Origin of the sequence: Mesorhizobium sp. LSHC420B00, assembly GCF_000503055.1 — a bacterium.
Classification (GTDB): domain Bacteria; phylum Pseudomonadota; class Alphaproteobacteria; order Rhizobiales; family Rhizobiaceae; genus Mesorhizobium.
The window spans coordinates 1-19528 of sequence record NZ_AYVY01000014.1; the positions used below are offsets into that span (position 1 = coordinate 1).

The 19528-nt window shown below is 62.1% G+C and carries 19 protein-coding genes; 8 read left to right on the forward strand and 11 right to left on the reverse strand.

Going from position 1 to position 19528, the window contains the following annotated elements:
- A partial coding sequence (locus X760_RS59060; RefSeq protein WP_036245051.1) for a hypothetical protein occupies positions 1–483 on the forward strand: 483 nt, incomplete at its 5' end.
- Between the two features lie 319 nt (positions 484–802).
- Here X760_RS59060 and X760_RS59065 read toward each other — a convergent pair.
- From X760_RS59065 to X760_RS59085, 5 genes are all read right to left on the reverse strand, one after another.
- A complete protein-coding gene (locus X760_RS59065; protein ID WP_245278625.1) occupies positions 803–1261 on the reverse strand; it encodes a cytochrome c in 459 nt (152 codons plus the stop codon).
- Between the two features lie 403 nt (positions 1262–1664).
- Positions 1665–2276: an ABC-type transport auxiliary lipoprotein family protein gene (locus tag X760_RS59070; RefSeq protein ID WP_245278627.1), complete on the reverse strand. Its 612-nt coding sequence runs from the start codon at positions 2274–2276 to the stop codon at positions 1665–1667.
- A gap of 82 nt (positions 2277–2358) precedes the next feature.
- Positions 2359–3732 carry an MlaD family protein gene (locus X760_RS59075; protein WP_023720067.1) on the reverse strand — a complete coding sequence of 458 codons (1374 nt, stop codon included), beginning with the start codon at positions 3730–3732 and terminating at the stop codon, positions 2359–2361.
- A gap of 13 nt (positions 3733–3745) precedes the next feature.
- Positions 3746–4564: an ABC transporter ATP-binding protein gene (locus tag X760_RS59080; protein WP_023720068.1), complete on the reverse strand. Its 819-nt coding sequence runs from the start codon at positions 4562–4564 to the stop codon at positions 3746–3748.
- Position 4565: 1 nt separating this feature from the next.
- Positions 4566–5750, reverse strand: coding sequence for an ABC transporter permease (locus X760_RS59085; RefSeq protein WP_023720069.1), 1185 nt, complete (start codon positions 5748–5750; stop codon positions 4566–4568).
- Between the two features lie 78 nt (positions 5751–5828).
- Between X760_RS59085 and dgcA the strand changes: the two genes are divergently transcribed.
- A complete protein-coding gene (gene dgcA, locus X760_RS59090; RefSeq protein ID WP_023720070.1) occupies positions 5829–6812 on the forward strand; it encodes an N-acetyl-D-Glu racemase DgcA in 984 nt (327 codons plus the stop codon).
- Here dgcA and X760_RS59095 read toward each other — a convergent pair.
- On the reverse strand, positions 6783–8000 hold the full coding sequence (locus X760_RS59095; RefSeq protein WP_031194316.1) for an MFS transporter: 1218 nt from the start codon (positions 7998–8000) through the stop codon (positions 6783–6785). The two genes, dgcA and X760_RS59095, sit on opposite strands and share 30 nt — an antisense overlap.
- A 127-nt stretch (positions 8001–8127) precedes the next feature.
- Positions 8128–8949, reverse strand: coding sequence for a UDP-2,3-diacylglucosamine diphosphatase (locus tag X760_RS59100; protein ID WP_023720072.1), 822 nt, complete (start codon positions 8947–8949; stop codon positions 8128–8130).
- Positions 8950–9069: 120 nt separating this feature from the next.
- On the opposite strand from X760_RS59100, the gene X760_RS59105 reads away from it, so the two are divergent.
- Complete coding sequence (locus X760_RS59105; protein ID WP_023720073.1) at positions 9070–9849, forward strand: SDR family oxidoreductase; 780 nt, start codon at positions 9070–9072, stop codon at positions 9847–9849.
- Between the two features lie 74 nt (positions 9850–9923).
- Here the strand turns inward: X760_RS59105 and X760_RS59110 are convergent, their stop codons facing one another.
- Positions 9924–10214, reverse strand: coding sequence for a hypothetical protein (locus X760_RS59110; protein WP_031194317.1), 291 nt, complete (start codon positions 10212–10214; stop codon positions 9924–9926).
- An 84-nt stretch (positions 10215–10298) separates the two neighbouring features.
- Between X760_RS59110 and X760_RS59115 the strand changes: the two genes are divergently transcribed.
- The 3 genes from X760_RS59115 to X760_RS59125 all read left to right on the forward strand — a co-directional run bounded on the left by X760_RS59115 (position 10299) and on the right by X760_RS59125 (position 14115).
- Positions 10299–10676: a hypothetical protein gene (locus X760_RS59115; protein WP_023720075.1), complete on the forward strand. Its 378-nt coding sequence runs from the start codon at positions 10299–10301 to the stop codon at positions 10674–10676.
- A gap of 111 nt (positions 10677–10787) precedes the next feature.
- Positions 10788–10988 (forward strand): hypothetical protein, encoded by a 201-nt coding sequence (locus tag X760_RS76415; protein ID WP_156948105.1) that lies wholly within the window; start codon positions 10788–10790, stop codon positions 10986–10988.
- A gap of 802 nt (positions 10989–11790) precedes the next feature.
- Positions 11791–14115 carry an NADP-dependent malic enzyme gene (locus tag X760_RS59125; RefSeq protein WP_023720077.1) on the forward strand — a complete coding sequence of 775 codons (2325 nt, stop codon included), beginning with the start codon at positions 11791–11793 and terminating at the stop codon, positions 14113–14115.
- 12 nt (positions 14116–14127) lie between these two features.
- Here the strand turns inward: X760_RS59125 and X760_RS59130 are convergent, their stop codons facing one another.
- A complete protein-coding gene (locus X760_RS59130) occupies positions 14128–14748 on the reverse strand; it encodes a DUF1287 domain-containing protein (RefSeq protein WP_051409694.1) in 621 nt (206 codons plus the stop codon).
- On the opposite strand from X760_RS59130, the gene X760_RS59135 reads away from it, so the two are divergent.
- Both X760_RS59135 and X760_RS59140 read left to right on the forward strand, forming a co-directional pair.
- Positions 14747–14929 carry a hypothetical protein gene (locus X760_RS59135; RefSeq protein WP_023720079.1) on the forward strand — a complete coding sequence of 61 codons (183 nt, stop codon included), beginning with the start codon at positions 14747–14749 and terminating at the stop codon, positions 14927–14929. The genes X760_RS59130 and X760_RS59135 overlap by 2 nt on opposite strands.
- An 85-nt stretch (positions 14930–15014) precedes the next feature.
- The gene (locus X760_RS59140; protein WP_023720080.1) at positions 15015–16217 is read left to right on the forward strand and encodes a DUF2865 domain-containing protein; all 1203 of its coding nucleotides are present in this window, start codon (positions 15015–15017) and stop codon (positions 16215–16217) included.
- On the opposite strand, the gene gltX is transcribed toward X760_RS59140, so the two are convergent.
- Entirely contained in the window at positions 16135–17508 is a 1374-nt protein-coding gene (gltX, locus tag X760_RS59145) for a glutamate--tRNA ligase (RefSeq protein WP_023720081.1), read from the reverse strand. The two genes, X760_RS59140 and gltX, sit on opposite strands and share 83 nt — an antisense overlap.
- 133 nt (positions 17509–17641) lie before the next feature.
- Positions 17642–19447 carry an ABC transporter ATP-binding protein gene (locus X760_RS59150; RefSeq protein WP_023720082.1) on the reverse strand — a complete coding sequence of 602 codons (1806 nt, stop codon included), beginning with the start codon at positions 19445–19447 and terminating at the stop codon, positions 17642–17644.
- Positions 19448–19528: the final 81 nt, after the last annotated feature.

The window sequence follows — 19528 nt, forward strand, 5'->3', positions numbered from 1 at the left end:
CAGCGCGACCCCAACGGCCGCACGCCGCAAGGCGGCTGGGTGCGCGACCTCCTGACCGGTGCATCGCGCGAAGACGACGCCAAGCCGGCGGCGCCTGCCGAAGCGCCGCGTCCGGCTCCCGCTCCGCGTTCGCCGCTTCATGTCGTGGAATCGCTGAACTCGCTCTCCGTCGATATCGCCCGAGCCATCGATCACGATGCCTCGATCGAGCTGTGGAACCGATACCGGCGCGGCGAGCGCGACGTCTTCACGCGCCGTCTTTACACGCTGAAGGGCCAGCAGACGTTCGACGAGATCCGCCGCAAATATCAGTCGGAGGCGGAGTTCCGCGCTGCTGTCGATCGTTACTGCGACGATTTCGAAAAGCTGCTCAAAGACGTGTCGCGCAACGACCGCGACAACATCATGGCGCAGACCTACCTGACGTCGGATACCGGCAAGGTCTACACCATGCTGGCCCACGCCAGCGGCCGCTTGCATTGATCAGACGACAATGGAACATGAAAAAGGCGGGAAATTCCCGCCTTTTTCGCGCCGTGCTGATCTTGATCCTATCAACGCATGAAGCGACACCCCAGGATGCGTTCAAATGACGAGGCATCCTGCTCTATCTGTTGTTTAGCCGCATTTCTGCGGTGCCAACTAACACCATTGGGCAGAATGCTCTAGGGTCAAAAACCAAACACTCTGAACGACCGAATTCGACCCATTTTTGCCGTTCCGATATCGGGCCTCACCATCTCCAAGGCGGTACATTCACCCACTATTCGGCGAGAAAAATCTCGTTCCGATCAAAGCCGCCCTACTTCGTTACAGCGGCTGCGGCTTCCCCCGGCGGCATAATCCGCATCATGAAAGCCGACACCGTTTCCCCGGGTTTGAACGGGCCGGGAACCTGATGGCTGACCGGCTTCACACTTTGGAGGAATGCCGCGATAGCCATGGCGTCATCCGCGGTGAGATGCGCAAAATCGCGCCAAGGCATGATCGGCGCCAGCATACGGCCGTCCGGCCGTTCGCCGGTCTGGATCGCGGTGACGATCTGCTCCGGGGTCCAGCTTCCGATACCGGTCTCCTTGTCAGGCGTGATATTGCGGGCGACAAAGACACCAAGACCAGGAATCTCGAAGCCCACATCTGAACCGCCAAGAAAGCGCGACATGTCGGGCTTCCCGAAGAAGTAACCGGGTGTGTGGCAGTCGCTGCAGCCGGCAATCGTAGCCAGATATTCGCCGCGCGCAATCTGTGTGTCGTCGGCCATGGCCGCGTAAGATGGCAGGGCAACAATTGACGCTGTCAAGAATGCAAGATGAATTAGTGTCCGAAACATTGCTTCCTCCCTGTGGTCTGTTCGTGGTTTGTCCGTCGACCTCCCGCGTCGTCAACTGGTCGCAATTCCCCGATTTGGCGACGTCGGGGACGTTAAATTTTAGCATGGCCAGGACGGATTACTATCAGCGATCAATTGGACCGTCGGCACTTGTCGTGTCCGGTTGAGCAACTGTTACGAAGCTCGCTAGCCGACGCACAACGCCTTCGCCTTCTTTGGCGCAACGTGCTCGTCCTGGCAGATGAGCCGAACGGCAACCTACCACCCATCTCGGCCATTGGGGCAGTCAGATGATTGAGTTTGATCCTAGCTGCGCCCGGCAGTTCCGGCCGCGTCAGATCACAGTGTCCGTCCAGCGGACGATTTGCCCGGCCGCATCACCGAACGCCGCGTCGAGCGCGCCGACATAGGCCTGGTTGCCGCTGCCCGAAACGGGCGCGATGGCGCTAAACGTCTTCGAAGCGCGCACTTCGCCGTTGCGGTCGTTCAACAGGCGCACGAACAGCTCGACCTCGGCATGTTGGCCGCCATCGACACGCACCTCGAACGAGCGGATCTCGACGATCACCTGATAGTCGATTGCCAGCCCCTCGCCCGGCTTACCGACGCCGGTGAAGCTGCCCGAGCGCTGGAACGTCTCTGCCAGCCGCGCTTGTACGATCATCGGCAGCCGGTCGGCCCATTGCGCGCCCTTGAGATACTGGATCGATCGCGGCGATGGCTTGATGACGATGTTCTGGCTGTCCAGCGCCTTGAGCGCCGACGGCTGGGCGATGAGGATCTGGCGACGGCTGTGGGCACGCGCTTCCAGCGACGGCGCCGAAAGCTCGAACGTGTCCAGCGGTGCCGGTCCGCCGCCAGGCAAGGCCGCGCAGCTTGCAAGCGCAAGCGCCAGCAACACCGCCCCGCTCTTCAACCCACTCGATCTGATGCTGCCTGAACTGATCGACTTCAAACGCGATCCCCCCCGGATCGTGGAAACAACGCGTATCTGCAAGCTATGTTCTTGCTGTGGGCGGAGGCCGAAGTCAACGGCGCACCCTGCCGTCGAACTGCCGGACCTCGCCCTCGCCGCCGGACAGGATCCGCTGCGGGTTGCGGCTCAGATCGGTTACCGCCTCCTCGATGCGGGTGATCGAACGACGGCTGTCCTGGACCAGCGCTTCGACGTTTTGCAGCCCCTGTCCCGAGAATCGCGCCAGATTGTCGGTGATGGTACCGAGACGGGCGTTCAGCGTGTCGGCGACCTGCTTGAACGATTTCAGCGTCGCTCTCGCGTCGGCCATGACGCCGTCGGCCTGGCCGGAGCCGAGCAGTTTGTCGACCTTGGCAAGAATACCGTCGACTCGCACCGAGGCATCGTTGAGGCGTCCTGCGAGCTGGTGCGCGTCTTTGATGGTTTCATCGATGTCGTCGGCTCGGTTGGCGAACTTGTTGGTCACCTTGGCGATGTCGGCGGCAGCCTCGTTGGCGTTTTCGCTGGCCTTCTGGATGTTGGCCAGCGCGGTGCGAACCTCAGCCGGATCGATGCCGTCGAGAACGCCGTCGACCTTGGCCAGCGTGCCTTGCGTCTTCTGGGCGAAGTCGTTGATCGAGCCGACCGCAGTGTCGACGTTCTTGATGACCGTGTCGAACTGCTTGCTGGTTTCCTTGAGGTTGGAAGTGACCGTGTCGACATTGGCGACGATGCTCTTGATCTGGTCCTTGTCGACGGCGTTGAGTAGCCCTTCCGCCGCCTTCAGAGTGCCGTCGAGCTTGCCCGAAACACCCTTCAATTCGTCCGCCAGCGAGCTGACGCTGGCCAGGAACTTGTCGACCCCGTCCGAATTCCTGGCCAGTGCATCGGAGAAGGTCTGGACATTGTTGACCGTCTGCGTCAGCGGCCCGCGAACGTCCTTGGTGAAGCCTTCGAGCTCCGAAAGGACCTTGTCGGCGCGGGTGAAGATGTTCTGCGCCGTCTGCAGCAGATTGGTGACCGCCGACGGGTTGGCAACGATCTCAGCGACACGGCCTTCCTTTTCCGCCTCGTCGAGGAGTTTTGGCTCCTTGGGGTCGGCGCCCTTGAGCTCGATATTGGCCTGCCCGGTGAGGCCGGCAAGCCCGATATCGGCCTGCGTCGACTTGGTGATCGGCGTATTGCGGTCTATTTCGGTGTCGGCGATGGCAGCGGTCGGATTGTCGACGTCGATATAGACACGGCGCACGTCGCCGACCTTGACGCCGTTGAACAGTACGAAGCTGCCACGGCCGAGTCCCGAAGCCGACCCTGGAATGCGCACGCGCAATATGGTCGTCTCACCCTTGTCGCCGATCGCCGCCGTCCAATAGACGAAAGCGAAAGCCGCGAGGATGGCGGCCAGCGTGAAAATGCCGACAATGACGTAGTTGGCCCTGGTTTCCATTGCTCACTTATGGCTATGCGCGCGCCGCAAGATCAAGTTGCCGGGCGCGTTTTCCGCGGAAATAGGATTTTACCCAGGGTTCCTCGCTCCTGAGCATGTCGTCGATCGTGCCCTCGACCAGCACTTTCTTTTTGCCAAGCACCGCCACGCGGTCGCACGCGGTAAACAGCGTGTCGAGATCGTGCGTGACCATATACACGGTCAAATCCATCGTATCGCGCAGCTTGACGACCAATTCGTCGAACTCAGCCGCGCTGATCGGGTCAAGGCCGGAAGTCGGTTCGTCGAGGAAGACGATATCCGGGTCGAGCGCCAGAGCGCGCGCCAGCGCAGCACGCTTGATCATGCCGCCGGAAAGCTCGGAAGGGAATTTCTGCGCCGCGTCCGGCGGCAGTCCGACCAGCTCGACCTTGAGCATGGCCAGTTCGTCCATCAGCTTCTTCGGCAAATCGAGATATTCGCGCATCGGCACCTGGACGTTTTCGAGGACGGTCAGCGCCGAAAAAAGCGCGCCGTGCTGGAACAGCACGCCAAGCCGCATGTCGATGCGAAGGCGCTCCCTTTCGCTTGCCTTCTCGACGTCGACGCCGAACAGTTTGATTGTTCCCGATTGCTTGCGCGTCAGGCCAAGGATGGTGCGCAAGAGAACAGATTTGCCGGCACCGGAGGCACCGACGAAGCCGAGAATCTCCCCGCGCCAGATGTCGAGCGACAATTTGTCGAGAACGACTTGGTCGGCGAACGACACCGTGACGTCGTGCGCCGACAGCACGATCTCGTCCTCTTTGGCTTTCTCCGCCACCTTGGTCGTGTTTGTGCCCGGCAGCGCCATGTCAGAACTCGATCGCTGCATAGAACATGGCGAAAAGCCCATCGAGGATAATGACCACGAAGATCGACTTCACCACTGAGGCGGTCACATGCTGGCCAAGCGATTCGGCGCTGCCGCCAACCTTCATGCCCTCGACCGAGGCAATTATGCCGATGATCATGGCCATGAAAGGCGCCTTGATCAGGCCGGCAAAGATGGTGCTGAGGTCGATTGCGACACGCAGCCGGTCAATGAACGCTGCCGGTGCAATATCGGAGTAGAGCCATGCAGCCAAAATGCCGCCGCCCAGCGCGGCAAAGTTGGCGATGATCGTCAGGCAAGGTAGCGCTACGACCAGCGCGACCAGCCGCGGAAACACCAGCACGCCGATTGGATTGAGGCCGATCACTTTCAGCGCATCGACCTCCTCGCGCATCTTCATCGAGCCGATCTCGGCGGTGATCGCGCTACCGGAGCGGCCGGCGATCATGATCGCCGTCATCAGCACGCCGAGCTCGCGCAGGATCAGCACGCCGACCAGGTCGACGACGAAGATATCGGCGCCGAAATAGCTGAGCTGATAGGCGCCTTGCTGGGCGACGATCGCACCGACAATGGCCGACATCAGCACAACCACCGGTATGGCGCCAACGCCCATGCGATCGATCTGGTTGAAGATCGCCGCCATGTTGACGGCATGGCCGCGGCCAAGCTTCATCTGCGAGCCGCGTATCGTGGCGCCGAGGATGTTCATTGCGGCCAGGAAATCGTCGCGCATCTCATAAACGCGCCGGCCAACCGCCTCGAGCCCGCGAATGATGAAGTTGGGCGGCTTTGCCGGACCTGATTCGGGCTCGCGTCGAACGGCGTCCCCGACGGCGCCAAGCAGGATCGAGGCGATCTCGCTCTGCCCCTGCATCGTGATCTCGACGCCCTTCTTTTCGAAGCTGCTGACCAGGCGGTCGATCAGCCATGCTCCGGCAGTGTCCATCTTCTCGATTTGTGAGAGGTCGAGCGCCAGCGTCTTGAAGCCGCTGCGCTGCTCGATCTTGCGCATCTCGGCATCGACCAGCGCCACGGTGCGTGTCGTCCAGCTTCCCGAGAAAGCGCAGCCGAGAACGCCGCCCTCCTCGCCGATCGCGATGCGCGGCTGGTGGTCGGGCTCCTTGGCAGGGCCGCTTGCGTCGCGTTTGCGGATGGTCAACATGGCGTCCTGTTTAGCCTGACGGGGCCGACCTGTCGATTTGCCGATATCCTCCTTGTTGCACAGCCGGAGCAGAAAAATATGGCGCGTGTCATTTCGGTCGAGGCCGAGCGCTTTCCTATTGCCGGGACCTTCACCATTTCGCGCGGCTCGAAGACCGAGGCTGAGGTGATTTCCTGCGCCATCAGCGAAGACGGCCATACCGGGCGCGGCGAATGTGTCCCTTACAAGCGCTATGGCGAGACCGTGGAGGGTGTGCGCGACGCGATCGAGGCGATGCGCGGTGAGATCGCGGGCGGCATCAGCCGCACCGCCCTGCTCGGTGCCATGCCTGCGGGTGCGGCACGCAATGCCATCGATTGCGCGCTCTGGGACCTGGAATCGAAGATCAGCGGAACACCGGTGGCGCATATGATACGAACCGTTCCGTTACGGGCGCTTGAGACGGCGTACACACTGTCGCTCGCCGAGCCCGAGGCGATGGCGGCGCAAGCCCGCGCCAACGCCCAGCGCCCGCTGCTCAAGGTCAAGATCGGCGGCGACAACGACATCGCCCGCATCCGTGCAGTGACGGCGGCGGCACCCGACAGCCGAATCATTCTCGACGCCAATGAGGGCTGGAATGACGACAATATCGTCGCAAACCTCGCCTTTGCCGCCGAGCACGGTATCGCCTTGATCGAACAGCCGCTGCGGGCGGGACATGACGGTATTCTTCGCCACATCGCGCATCCGGTGCCGATCTGCGCCGACGAAAGCGTGCACGAGGCGAAGGACCTCGACGCGCTTGTCGGCCTCTACGACGCCATCAACATCAAGCTCGGCACATCGGGTGGCCTGACCGCAGCACTCGTGCTTCGCGACCGCGCCCGCGAACTGGGTCTTGGCGTCATGGTCGGCTGCATGGTCGGCACATCGCTTGCGATGGCGCCGGCCGTGCTGTTGGCGCAGGATGCCGATTTCGTCGATCTCGACGGTCCGTTGCTGCTAGCCTGCGACCGCGTTCCAGGTCTCGTCTACCAAGGTTCGCTGGTGTCACCGCCCGAGCCAGCGCTGTGGGGCTGAACGCGCGGCAAGCCCGATCAGCGCCAGGCCCGTCAGGGCGATGGGGATCATCGCAAAGAAGCCATTCGCGCCGAAGCGATCGTAAAGAGGACCTGAAATCAGCGTTGCCACCGCCATGAAGAAGCCGTTGGAGAAATAGGCGATGCCTTGCGCCGCCCCGGTGCGTTCTTCCGCGATTGTCTCACCGATCATCTTTTGCAGGCCGATCAGCACCAGCGCCACCGAGACGGCGTGCAGTGTCTGGATCGCGAAGAACCCGCCAACGCCAAGCCCGAGCGGCCAGATCAGGGGGAAAGCAATCCAGCGCACGATCGCGCCTATCCCGGCAATCAGCATGATCGAGACGACCGAGAAGGAGGCGAAAGCCCGGGTGAAGACGACGAACATGCATATCTCGGCGACGACGCCCCACCCCCACAGCAGCCCGACAACCGAATCGCTGATGCCGATCGACTTCCAGTATATCGACACGAAGCCGTAGAGAAACGCGTGGCTGGCGGTGATGACGCCGACGCCGGTCGAAAAGTAGAGGAAGTACCGGTTGAGGAGTTTCGGTGCCGATTGCTGGATATCGGCGGCCGAAAGCGGCGAGGCGCGGCGCGGACGGCCGAGGCGCGGCGCAATCAGTCCGGCGGCTAGCGCGGCACACAGTGCCGCGAAGATGATCACCGGAACAGCCTGCGCACCGCTTGCCGACAGGATGAAACCGCCGGCGAGATTGGCACAGAGATAGGAGATCGAGCCCCATTTGCGCATGCCGGCGTAGTTCGAGCCGAAGCGGCGAACACCTGAAAGGGCAAGCGAATCGGCAATCGGCGAATGCGGCGTCCAGACGACGGTCAGCGCCAGGGACACGGCAAGTACCGTGGCGTAGGTCGGCGGCAGGAGGTAGCCGGCGGACAGGATCAGCGATGCGGCGACCAGCGCGACATAGACATTGGCGCGGTCGCTCGCTTTGTCTGCCAGAGCGGTAAGAAAAGGCGTCGTCGCCACGCGCAGGAACATCGGCGCAGCGAGGATCACGGCTATCTGCTCGGCATGGAACCCCTTCGCCTGCAGCCAGAGCGGGAAATACGGCACATGCGTTCCGAGCGGAACGAAGAGCGTGAAGAAGATCAAGCTCATGCGCAGTTCGAAATGGCGTGGCTTGACGAGCTGTTCGGGCGAAAGCGGCGGCAGCGAGGACATTAACAGGCGATCCGTCGGCACGGCATTCAGCCGGGTCGGCCCACCACACCAGCCGCTGCATAACACGGCGAAAAAGTGGATGAAACCGCTGGACTAACCGATTAAAGCGAGGTGAGGCCGGGTTTGGTCAAGCCGCCTGGACTGCCCTGCCCTTGATGTCGATCGGCACGAGCACCTCGCTGCCGACCGGAGTCTCCGGCAGGACATGCGCCCAATGCAGTATCTCCATCCGGCCGTCAAAATGCTCGACCACCGCCGTGCAGCTCTCCACCCAGTCGCCGGTGTTGATGTACTGCACGTCCTCGTAGCTTTCGATCGCGGCATGGTGGATGTGCCCGCAGATCACGCCGTCGACATGCGAGCGGCGCGCCTCCTCGGTCAGCACGGTCTGGAACGAGCCGATGAAATTCACCGCCTTCTTGACCTTGACCTTGGCCCAGGACGAGAACGACCAGTAAGGCAGGCCGAGCACTTGGCGCAGGCGCGTGATGACGCGATTGACCAGCATCGCCGCGTCATAGGCATAGTCGCCTAGATAGGCCAGCCAGCGCGCATTGTGGACGACGGTGTCGAACTGGTCGCCGTGGATGACAAGAAGGCGTTTGCCATCGGCGGTCTCGTGGATGGCGCGATCGGCGACGACAATGCCGCCGAAATGCACACCTTGGAACTGCCGCGCGAACTCGTCATGGTTGCCGGCGATGTAGGTGATGCTGGCGCCCTTGCGCGCCTTGCGCAGCAATTTCTGGACCACGTCATTGTGGCTCTGCGGCCAGTGCCAGCTCCGTCTCAAGCGCCAGCCGTCAACGATATCGCCGACGAGATAGATGATATCGGCATCGTGATGGCGCAGGAAATCGATCAGGAACTCGGCCTTGGCCGCCTTCGATCCGAGATGGACGTCGGAGATGAACATGCTGCGGAAAGTGCGGGGCTCTGCGCCGGACATCATTTGTCACCGTTGCTTTCGCGTGAGGCTATGCCCCGATTCATGCAACAACCGTATGACGGTTGCGATTGGTCCAGCCATACGGGTAGGTTGCCGCGGCAATCAGAGGAGAAAATCACCATGGACCTCGGTATTCGCGGCAAGAAGGCCATAGTCTGCGCCTCGAGCAAGGGGCTGGGACGCGGTTGCGCCATGGCGCTGGCCGAGGCAGGCTGCGATCTGGTCGTCAACGGCCGCAACGCCGACGTGCTGGCCAAAACCGCCGCTGAACTGCGCGAGAAATTCGGCGTCAGCGTGACCGAGATCGTCGGCGACGTATCCAAACCCGACGTCCAGAAGGCGCTGCTTGCCGCCTGCCCCGATCCCGACATCCTCGTCAACAACAATGGCGGTCCGCCGCTTCGCGATTTCCGTGCGCTCGATCGGGAAAAGATCCTCGAAGGCGTCACCCAGAACATGGTGACGCCGGTCGAGCTGGTTCAGGCCGTGATCGACGGCATGGCGGCGCGCGGCTTCGGCCGCATCGTCAACATCACCTCGCTGTCGGTCTATGTTCCTATCCCCGGCCTCGACCTGTCGTCCGGAGCCCGCGCTGGCCTCACGTCGTTCCTGGCAGGCGTCGCGCGGACGGTGATCGACCGCAATGTGACGATCAACAACATGCTGCCGGGAAAACTCGATACCGACCGGCTGCGCGGCCCGCATGAGGCCGGCACACCCGAAGACCCGGCCGCCGCCGCCGCGCGCAAAGCCAAGGCCGCGGCCAACGTTCCGGCCAAGCGACTCGGCACGCCGGAGGAATTCGGCCAGATCTGCGCCTTCCTCTGCTCGGTTCACGCCGGCTACCTGACCGGGCAGAACATACCGGTCGACGGCGGCCTCTACGTCAGCGCGTTCTAATGGCGGAATCCAAGGCTTGGCACCCGCTGGTAACGGCGGGAAGCGACCCATTGGGTAGTGGGTCGGTTTGAAATCTAAGCTTTGAATATCTCAGCTAGGAGTTCGATAACCCGCTCCGGAGGCAACTCCGGAGCCCAAGGATCAGATTCAGAGATTGCCTCATACTGGCGTCCGTCAATCTTGGATCCCAAAACCTGATAATATGCATCATGAACAATTGGGAAGAATTTGGCCCGGAATTGATCGAGTTCGGCCTTGCTCCGCTCTTGATGGAGAAAACTAACGGCGTGAGCCAATAGGAACTCTAATTTGGCGAACTCGATAGGATCAAAATCATAGGTCTTCATACCGGAGACATAGCACATGGCAATTCAGGCTGTCCCTTTTGACTTCAAACTGACCCACTACCACCCATTGCGGACGTTGGAGCCGTAAGCATAAGGTCCGCAATGCAACACTCGTCCCTCATATCCTTCCTCAACGGCGAGAAACCACCCGACGAGCTTTGGCGGGAGATTGAAGCCGAAGTGAACGAATGCGTAGCCGCCGCATCCAAGCCCGGCTGCGTGGGGCATGTCATCATCACTGACGGGCCAAATACGATCATTAATCGTCGACATGTAGACGTGCTGGTTGGTCAGCTGGCAGACGGCATCCTACCGATCCAAGCAGCCGCCTACATTGCCGATGCGCTGATCATGAGCGACGACTTCAACTTTGCGGACGATGGCATCTCGGAGGTTCTGTTCTTCCTGTCAGACGAGAGCGCGCCCCTTTCGCGGGAAGAGGTGCAGTCGCTGCGGAGCCGTCTTTGGACGGGAGCGTAGCGTCGGTCTTACACCCTTTGCGTAACCCTATGCGACTATTCTAAAGCTGTGAGATTGGCGACGCGGCAAGTACGGGCATCGCATCCTGTCGGAAGAGCATGGATCATAGCTGTGGACACGGAATACGCCTCTGAAGAGATTTGGCGCACATCGCTTGCGGCAGCGCGTAGCTACTTTCGCCACCTGCAAACTCCTGAAAACCTGCCATATGCGGCCAAATCAATTAGTCATGCCATCCGCCGTATCGAGCGGATAAGAGCGGCCGGACTTCCTGAATGGCAGGAGCGAGACAGAAATACGGGTTTCCCCTGACCGCTTTCGACCCGTTACGGGCGCCCTCAGGCCAGCCCGAGACACGGCGACATTATGCTCAAAACGGCACTCAGTTCACAAGGACTAGGGTTAGTCCGCATGCTATGTCCTGCCTCGCAATCGAAAATGAGACCGGCGGATGGCGTCTTCTATCTATCGCTTTGTTAAGCAAAAACTGCTGTCACACGGGGTTCGAACCACGGCCGACGGCAGCCTTGCAATTGCCGACAGGAGATTGTTCCTTGACTTCGTTCGTCTAGAACGAGCGGTTAGGCTAGAGGATTTCGCGACAGTCCAGTCTGCCGTGGTGGCGATTGAAAATCGTTGCTTGTCAATGGGAAAACGTCACATCGCCGTGTTTGCATATATGTATCTCAGGTTTTCGGATGCGACCCCAAAGCTTACCCACCTGGACATTGATCTTGAGGAAGGAGGTGTCCGCCGAACAGTCGACTACCGGCGTAGGGTGTCGTCGACAGAGCGACTTGTCGGTGAGTGGGCTGCCGCGTGGTACGACCGCTATTCTAAGAGTTTCTTTCGTGTACTTTATGAGAGCAACAGCGCCACAGCGGACTAGCGAAAGAATACCTAATCATCCGCAAACCACCCGAGCAGACATTCGGCGGCGCAGCTCGCCGCAGCACCCGCCTGTCGTCCCGACATCTCAATGGCAGACCAGACGGCCCGACGGCGGCGTGAAGCCATAAGCGTCGCACTTGCGACATATCACCTCTCGAAAAGCCGCGGCTGCATGCTAAGAGACTCGAAACACCAAACGGACTGAACCGAGGAGGCGGCCGTCATGACAGGCGAAAGCAAGAAGGCGGCGCGATCCGACCTCGACGAAGCAGCGCTCTACTTCCACAAGCACCCCCGGCCCGGAAAGCTTGAAATCCAGGCGACGAAGCCGCTCGGCAACCAGCGCGACCTGGCGCTTGCCTATTCGCCGGGCGTCGCGGCGCCCTGTCTTGAAATCCGCGACGATCCGGCAACCGCCGCCGACTATACCGCCCGCGCTAATCTTGTTGGCGTCGTCACCAACGGTTCGGCGGTGCTGGGCCTCGGCAATATCGGACCGCTCGCCTCCAAGCCCGTGATGGAAGGCAAGGCCGTACTGTTCAAGAAGTTCGCCGGCATCGATGTCTTCGACATCGAGATCGACGCACCGGGCATCGAGCGCATGGTCGAGACGATCTCCGCGCTGGAACCAACCTTCGGCGGCATCAACCTTGAGGACATCAAGGCGCCGGAATGCTTCGAAGTCGAGGAGCAGTTGAAAGCCCGCATGGGCATACCGGTCTTCCACGACGACCAGCACGGCACCGCCATCATCGTCGCCGCCGCTGTGCTCAATGGGCTGGAATTCGCCGGCAAGTCCATTTCCGACATCAAGATCGTCACGTCGGGCGCCGGCGCTGCCGCTCTTGCCTGCCTCAACCTTCTGGTCTCGCTCGGCGCGCGGGTCGAAAACATCTGGGTCACCGACCGGTTCGGGGTCGCCCATAAGGGCCGCGTCGAGGAGATGGACCGCTGGAAAGACCCCTATGTGAAGGACACCGAGGCGCGTACGCTGGCCGACGTTCTGCCCGGCGCCGACGTGTTTCTCGGCCTGTCAGCCGCCCGCGTACTGAAACCGGAACTGCTCCATCACATGGCGCCCAAGCCGCTGATCCTGGCGCTGGCCAACCCCAATCCCGAGATCATGCCGGAAGCGGCACGGGCAGCACGGCCCGACGCGATGATCTGCACGGGCCGCTCCGATTTCCCCAATCAAGTCAATAACGTACTCTGTTTTCCTTACATCTTCCGTGGCGCGCTGGATTGCGGCGCAAGCGCCATCAACGAAGAGATGAAGATGGCCGCCGTGCGAGCGATTGCAGCGCTCGCCCGCGAAGAGCCATCCGACGTTGCCGCGCGTGCCTATTCCGGCGAGACGCCGATCTTCGGTCCGGAGTTCCTGATCCCCTCGCCTTTCGACCCGCGACTGATCCTGCGCATCGCCCCTGCCGTCGCCAAGGCAGCCTGCGAGAGCGGCGTCGCGACCCGTCCGATCACCGATTTCGCCGCCTATATCGACAAGCTGAACCGCTTCGTCTTCCGCTCCGGCCTAGTCATGAAGCCGGTATTCTCGATGGCCAAGACGTCGAGCGCCAAGCGCGTCATTTATGCCGACGGCGAGGACGAGCGCGTGCTTCGCGCCGCGCAGGTCGTGCTCGAGGAAGGCATTGCCGAACCGATCCTGATCGGCCGCCCGCACGTCATCGAGGTGCGGTTGAAACGCTATGGGCTGCGCATCAAGCCCGGCGTCGATTTCGGCTTGATCAACCCGGAAGACGATCCGCGTTACCGCCATTATGTCGATCTCTTGATCGAGCTTGCCGGCCGCCGTGGCGTGACGACGGAAGCGGCGCGCACCATGGTGCGCACCGACAATACGGTGATCGCCGCCCTTGCCCTGAAGCGCGGCGACGCCGACGCCATGGTCTGCGGCCTCGAAGGCCGTTTCGAGCGCCATTTGCGCAACGTGACGCTGATCATCGGGCCGCGCGCCGGCATCAAGGATCGCGACCTGTCGACGCTTTCCATGCTGATTTCGCAGCGCGGCATCATTTTCCTCACCGACACCCATGTCTCCGTCGATCCGACCGCCGAGGAGATTGCTGAGATGACCGTTTTGGCGGCCGAGGAGATTCAGCGTTTCGGCATCGAGCCCAAGGCAGCGCTGCTGTCGCATTCGGATTTTGGCTCCCGCGATTCGCCAAGCGCCATGAAGATGCGGCAGGCGGCGGCGATCTTGGCGCGCATCGCGCCCGACCTGCAATGCGACGGCGAGATGCATGCCGACTCGGCGCTATCGGAGCAGCTGCGCCAGCGCGTCTATCCGCATTCGCGGCTGAAGGGCGAAGCCAATCTGCTGGTGTTCCCCAATCTCGATTCGGCGAACATCACGCTGACCGCGCTGCGCACGATGATGGACGCGCTGCATGTCGGCCCGATCCTGCTCGGCACCGACAGCCCGGCGCACATATTGACGCCGTCGGTCACCTCGCGCGGCGTCGTCAATATGACGGCACTGGCCGTGGTCGAAGCCGCGCATAAGGCGCAAGCCATCGTCGATCTGGGCTAGCCGTGGGCTTTCTCAGATTGGCCCGAACCGGAAATGCCCTGTCTGCCTGAAGGCAAACAAAGTGTCCTCTTCCCTGGCGCCGCCACCGATATTGTGAATGACCAGCCCTCTTGTCGGCACCACAGTGGAGCGATTGGACGACACGATGGCAATATGCGACAGATTGCCGGGCAGCATCTGGGCGACGAGATCCCCAGGCCGATAGTCGGCGGGGTCTTGGCTGACGGGCAAGGCAGCACCGCGCCGCTCAAAATAGACCGCAAGATTGGGCACACGGCGGTGGTCGATGTTGCGGTCGGGCGCTTTCAGGCCCCAAGCCTTCGGATAGGCGGCAAAATTGGCCCGCATATCCTCATGCACCAATTCTTGCAGATCGAGATCGAAGGCGCGGCGATAGGCACGGATCACGACATCCGTGCACACACCCCGCTCGGGCTCAACGTCCCCGCCCGGATAGGCCAGGCGTGTATAGGTCGGATCGTAGAGCGTGGTGACGCCGATCTGCTCACGGGCGGCTTCGACCAATTTGGTGCCCCAATCCGGCGTGATGGGCTTTTCCTGCGCCATGGCAACCGGCATCGCCAGGCACAAAAGACCAAATTGCACTGCGGCTCGACGGGTAATCGCGGTCATGCCAAGCCTCCGGGCATTGCTGGATCCAGGCATTCTTCTGGGCGAATACGCCTTTTTCGTGCAACGCCAGGGTGTCGCGGTCCTGACAATGTCCGAGTATGCCGTGCGGCGTGGTCGATATGACGCGCTGGTTGTGGTCGAAGCCGCGCACAAGGCGCAAGCCATCGCCGATTTGGGCTGAAGCCGGAATCAGCGATATGCTAAACAAACGCTTAACCGCAAGCGCGGTAGCTTTCAGAACGGCAGACAGGCGGAGTTCCGGAGCGATGACGGGCGCACGTTGGAAGCTGACGCGGGCCGCCGCGCTGCTCGGTGCCCTGCTACTGTGCGACATCGCCGTCACTCAGGCGCAGGCCGCCTCCCGCCTCTGCCGCCAGCTTGAAGCCGATCTTGCTGCCGCTTCTCGTGGTGGCGGCGGCAAACCGGCCTTGCTCAGGAAATATGACGACGCGATCGCCCGGCAGCGCCAGCAGATTTCAAAGGCCGTCAGCCAATCCAGCAGCGCCGGCTGCGGCTTTTCGCTGTCTCGCCGCAACGCCAACGTATGCGCGGCACTCGACGCCACCATCGATCGCATGGCTGCCAATCTCGACGACTTGCAGGCCAAGCGCGCTGAGCTTGACAGCGGTGGTTCGCGACGCGATCGCGCGCGCATATTGACCTCGCTTGACGCCAATGGCTGCCGCGACGAAGCGGCGCCATCAAAGCCCGCACCGGTTCGCGAAGCCAGCGATGAAAACGGCAACGGAAACCTGCTCGAGCAGCTTTTGGGCAGTGAATCCGATGCGCCCGACCAGCGTGAAGAGCCCAGCCAGGCTGAAGAGCTAAGTCAGCCGGGCAACATCCGCACCCTGCTCAACAACGCCGACATGGGCCAGCCGCGAGGAGAATTCCGCACCATGTGTGTGCGGACCTGCGACGGTTATTTCTTCCCGATGTCGAATGCTGCCTCGCTCGGCGATTTCGAGCGCGACCAGAAGAATTGCGAATCGAGCTGCCCCGGCACCGAGATGCAGGTTTTCTACACGCGCGGCATGAACAGCGATTCGGCGTCCATGACGTCTTCGGTGACCGGCAGGCCTTATATCGAACTGCCGACGGCCTACCTCTACAAGCAGTCCGACATGCCACGGCCGCCGGCATGCGGCTGCAATGCCGCGCAGAATTTCGAAATCATCGCCGGCAACCCGCCCAGCCCGGAACGATCCGAAGCGAACGTGGAGACCACTCCGTTCATTCCGGTGCCGGTTGCCAGGCCTGATCCGGGCGCCGACCCGGAGACCTTGGCCAACGCGGAAGGCGGCCTCGACCGTGAGGCGATCAGACGCCTTGCCGTCAAACCCGTGCCTTCGCTGACGTCCCTGCCGCCGCCCGAACAGCGCAAGGTCAGGGTCGTCGGGCCAACGTTCCTTCCCGACCCAGCAGCGGCAACAGATCTGCAAGCTCCGGACCCGAAGGCTGTCCCGTAAGCGCCAGCCTCAGCGGCATGAACAGCGCCTTGCCCTTACGGCCGCTCGCCGCTCGGATTTTGCCGGTCCAGTCTTTCCAGACGGTGCCGTTCCAAGGCTCCTCCGGCAGCAGTTCGAACGCCTGGCGAAGAAAGTCGCGGTCATCGTCGGAAAACTCCGCCGGCTCCTCTGGACCGTCGCGAAGTGTGCGCCACCAGATCGCCGCATCGGCCAGCCTGTCGAGATTGCCGCGCACCGCCAGCCAGAAAGGCTCGGCCTGTTCGCCAGAGATGCCGAGCACGATCAGCCGGTCGCGCGCCTCGGAAAAGGGCATGTGGTGCAGCAGCGTGCGGTTGAGCACGAAGAGCTCGTCCGGATCGAATTTGGCGGCGGATTTCGATGTTGCCGCCGGATCGAAGCGCTCGGCAAGTTCAGCCATCGTCGGCACCGCCACGACGTTTTCCGAGGTACCGACGAGTACCGCCAGCGAAGCGACCGCCATTGGCTCTATGCCGCTCTCACGCAGGCTCTGTATGGACAGCGCGCCGGTGCGCTTGGAAAGCCCCTCGCCTGATGCTGTTGTCAGAAGATTGTGGTGGCCGAACACCGGCGGCTCGGCGCTGAGCGCCCGGAACAGGGCTATCTGGACGCCGGTATTGGTGACGTGGTCGTCGCCACGAATGACATGGCTGACGCCCATGTCGATGTCGTCGATCACCGAAGGCAGTGTGTAGAGATAGGTGCCGTCCTCGCGCCGCAGAACGGGATCTGAAAGCGAGGCGAGGTCGACGGTCTCCTCGCCGCGCACCATGTCGTTCCAGTGGATTTCGGTGCGCTCCGGCTGCAGCGGATCGCTGCTAAAGTTGGGCAGCAGAAAGCGCCAGTGCGGCCGCCGGCCATCGGCCTCATATTCCGCGACCTGCTCGGGTGCCAGCGTCAGCGCCTCGCGGCCATAGACTGGCGGCAGGCCACGCGTGCGGCGCACCTTGCGCCTCAGGTCGAGCTCTTCAGGCGTCTCATAGCAGGCATAGACGAGGCGGGCCTCCTTCAGCCTTTCCAGTGCGGCATCATAGATTTCGACCCGCCGCGACTGATACTCCGTGGCATCGGGGAAGATGCCAAGCCAATGCAGGTCATAAAGGATGGCGTCGGAAAATTCCTGCGTCGAACGGGCAACGTCGGTATCGTCGAAGCGCTGGATGAAGCGGCCCTTGTTCTTGATGGCGAACAGCCAGTTGAACAAAGCGGTGCGCGCATTGCCGATATGGATGCGGCCGGTCGGTGACGGGGCGAAACGGACGGTAACTGTCATGAGCGGGGCGTACCGGATGGTTTTGCTGTTGACAAGACGCGCCCCCGCGCTCTGCGGCAGACATAGAACATGACGAAGACGAAGAAAAGACGGCAGCGCCGCGCGTCCATTAAGACGCGCCGCGCCGTAACCGTCAGATCACCAGGCCTTTGGTCAGCTCAAGCGCCTGACGTTCGAACAGCCGGCGGTAGATGCCGCCTTGCAGCCGGATCAGTTGGTCATGCGATCCCTCCTCGACAATGCGGCCGCGATCGAACACCAGAAGCCTGTCCAGCGCGCGCACGGTCGACAGCCGGTGGGCGATGACCAGCGTCGTGCGGCCGACCATCAAGCGCTCCATCGCCTGCTGGATCAGCACCTCCGATTCCGAATCGAGGCTCGACGTTGCCTCGTCCAGGATGAGGATGCGCGCATCGGCGAGGAAGGCGCGTGCGATTGCAACACGCTGACGCTCGCCGCCCGACAGCTTTACGCCACGCTCGCCGACCAACGTGCCATAGCCTTTCGGCAAATCGGCGATGAAGTCATGCGCGCTGGCCAAGCGCGCCGCGTGCTCGATCTCGGCCTGCGTGGCGCTCGGCCGGGCATAGGCGATGTTTTCAGCCAGCGACCGGTGGAACAGGATCGGCTCCTGCTGGACAATCGCGATCTGTGCGCGCAGCGACGCCTGCGCGACATTGGCAATATCCTGGCCGTCGATCAGGATATTGCCCGCAGTCACGTCATAGAGGCGCTGGATCAGCTTGACGAACGTGGTCTTGCCGGAGCCCGAATGGCCAACCAGCCCGACCCGCCCGCCCGGAGCGATATCCACCGAAAAGTCCCGATAAAGCGGCAAGCGGTGGCTACCGTAGTGGAACGTGACATTGTCGAAGGTGATACGGCCATCGGTGATCCGGATCGGCTTGGCTCCGGGCCGATCCTCGATGCCGAGTGGTTCGGACTGGAAGTCGACCAGTTCCTCCATGTCATTGATCGAGCGCTGCAGATTGCGGATATGCGTGCCGATGTCACGCAGATAGCCTTGCAGCACGAAGAATGAGGTCAGCACGAAGGCGACGTCGCCGGCGCTCGCCTGCCCCCACGACCACAAAAGCAGGGAAAAGCCGATGACCGCTGCCCTCAAAAGCAGCAGCATCGTGCCTTGCGTGGTGCCGTTGACGGTGCCGCGCACCCAGGTGCGCCGCGTGCGTGCGCGCCATTTGGCGACGACGTCGGCAAGCCGTGTCTCCTCGCGCTCCTCGGCGCCAAAACCCTTGACCACGGCGTTGCAGCTCACCGCATCGGCCAGCGAGCCGCCAAGCCGCGTATCCCACGCATTGGCAAGCCTTGCCGCGGGGGCGACATAGCCGAGCGACAGCATCGTCGTTACGCCGATGAACAGCACCGAGCCCGTCGCGACGACCGCGCCCATCAGCGGCCAGAACCAGCCGAGCAACAGCGTCGAGCCGACAAGCATGACGACCGACGGCAGCAGCGCGATCAGGATCGTGTCGTTGAGCAGGTCGAGCGCCCACATGCCGCGCGTTATCTTGCGCACCGTCGATCCGGCGAAGCTGTTTGCGTGCCAGTCGGTGGAGAAGCGCTGGACGCGGTGGAAGGCATCGGCGGCGATGTCGGCCATCATCTTCAGGGTCAGTTCGACGATGGCCATGAAGGCGAGATTGCGCAGCACGACACCGGTGAGCGCCAGGGCCACCAGCATCGAAAAGGCAGCCGTCGCGGCATTCCATGCGACATCGTCGGCAGTGGCACTGCTGGCAACGGCGTCGACCAGCCGGCCGGAATAGAGTGGCGTCAGCACGTCGGCCAGGGTCGACAGCAGGAATGTGGCCATGATCAGCGAAAGCCGCCACGGCTGGCGCCGCCAATGACTGAGCGTAAAACCAAGAACGCTGCGAAAGGCGCCCGCGCGCAAATCTATTCGAAAACGAGCCATGATGTCATTCGGGCGCAACGAGCCCGATCCCGGAAAGGTCGAAATTGAAAAAACCGCGTCGGGCGAATTAGCACCCAGGGA

What these genes read in the sequence shown, in the direction of transcription:
- X760_RS59065 (WP_245278625.1), bottom strand. Translation starts at nt 1,261, where the DNA reads ATGGCCGACGACACACAGATTGCGCGCGGCGAATATCTGGCTACGATT.
- X760_RS59075 (WP_023720067.1), bottom strand. Translation starts at nt 3,732, where the DNA reads ATGGAAACCAGGGCCAACTACGTCATTGTCGGCATTTTCACGCTGGCC.
- X760_RS59080 (WP_023720068.1), bottom strand. Translation starts at nt 4,564, where the DNA reads ATGGCGCTGCCGGGCACAAACACGACCAAGGTGGCGGAGAAAGCCAAA.
- X760_RS59085 (WP_023720069.1), bottom strand. Translation starts at nt 5,750, where the DNA reads ATGTTGACCATCCGCAAACGCGACGCAAGCGGCCCTGCCAAGGAGCCC.
- dgcA (WP_023720070.1), top strand. Translation starts at nt 5,829, where the DNA reads ATGGCGCGTGTCATTTCGGTCGAGGCCGAGCGCTTTCCTATTGCCGGG.
- X760_RS59095 (WP_031194316.1), bottom strand. Translation starts at nt 8,000, where the DNA reads ATGTCCTCGCTGCCGCCGCTTTCGCCCGAACAGCTCGTCAAGCCACGC.
- X760_RS59100 (WP_023720072.1), bottom strand. Translation starts at nt 8,949, where the DNA reads ATGTCCGGCGCAGAGCCCCGCACTTTCCGCAGCATGTTCATCTCCGAC.
- X760_RS59105 (WP_023720073.1), top strand. Translation starts at nt 9,070, where the DNA reads ATGGACCTCGGTATTCGCGGCAAGAAGGCCATAGTCTGCGCCTCGAGC.
- X760_RS59110 (WP_031194317.1), bottom strand. Translation starts at nt 10,214, where the DNA reads ATGTGCTATGTCTCCGGTATGAAGACCTATGATTTTGATCCTATCGAG.
- X760_RS59115 (WP_023720075.1), top strand. Translation starts at nt 10,299, where the DNA reads ATGCAACACTCGTCCCTCATATCCTTCCTCAACGGCGAGAAACCACCC.
- X760_RS59125 (WP_023720077.1), top strand. Translation starts at nt 11,791, where the DNA reads ATGACAGGCGAAAGCAAGAAGGCGGCGCGATCCGACCTCGACGAAGCA.
- X760_RS59135 (WP_023720079.1), top strand. Translation starts at nt 14,747, where the DNA reads ATGCCAAGCCTCCGGGCATTGCTGGATCCAGGCATTCTTCTGGGCGAA.
- X760_RS59130 (WP_051409694.1), bottom strand. Translation starts at nt 14,748, where the DNA reads ATGACCGCGATTACCCGTCGAGCCGCAGTGCAATTTGGTCTTTTGTGC.
- X760_RS59140 (WP_023720080.1), top strand. Translation starts at nt 15,015, where the DNA reads ATGACGGGCGCACGTTGGAAGCTGACGCGGGCCGCCGCGCTGCTCGGT.
- gltX (WP_023720081.1), bottom strand. Translation starts at nt 17,508, where the DNA reads ATGACAGTTACCGTCCGTTTCGCCCCGTCACCGACCGGCCGCATCCAT.
- X760_RS59150 (WP_023720082.1), bottom strand. Translation starts at nt 19,447, where the DNA reads ATGGCTCGTTTTCGAATAGATTTGCGCGCGGGCGCCTTTCGCAGCGTT.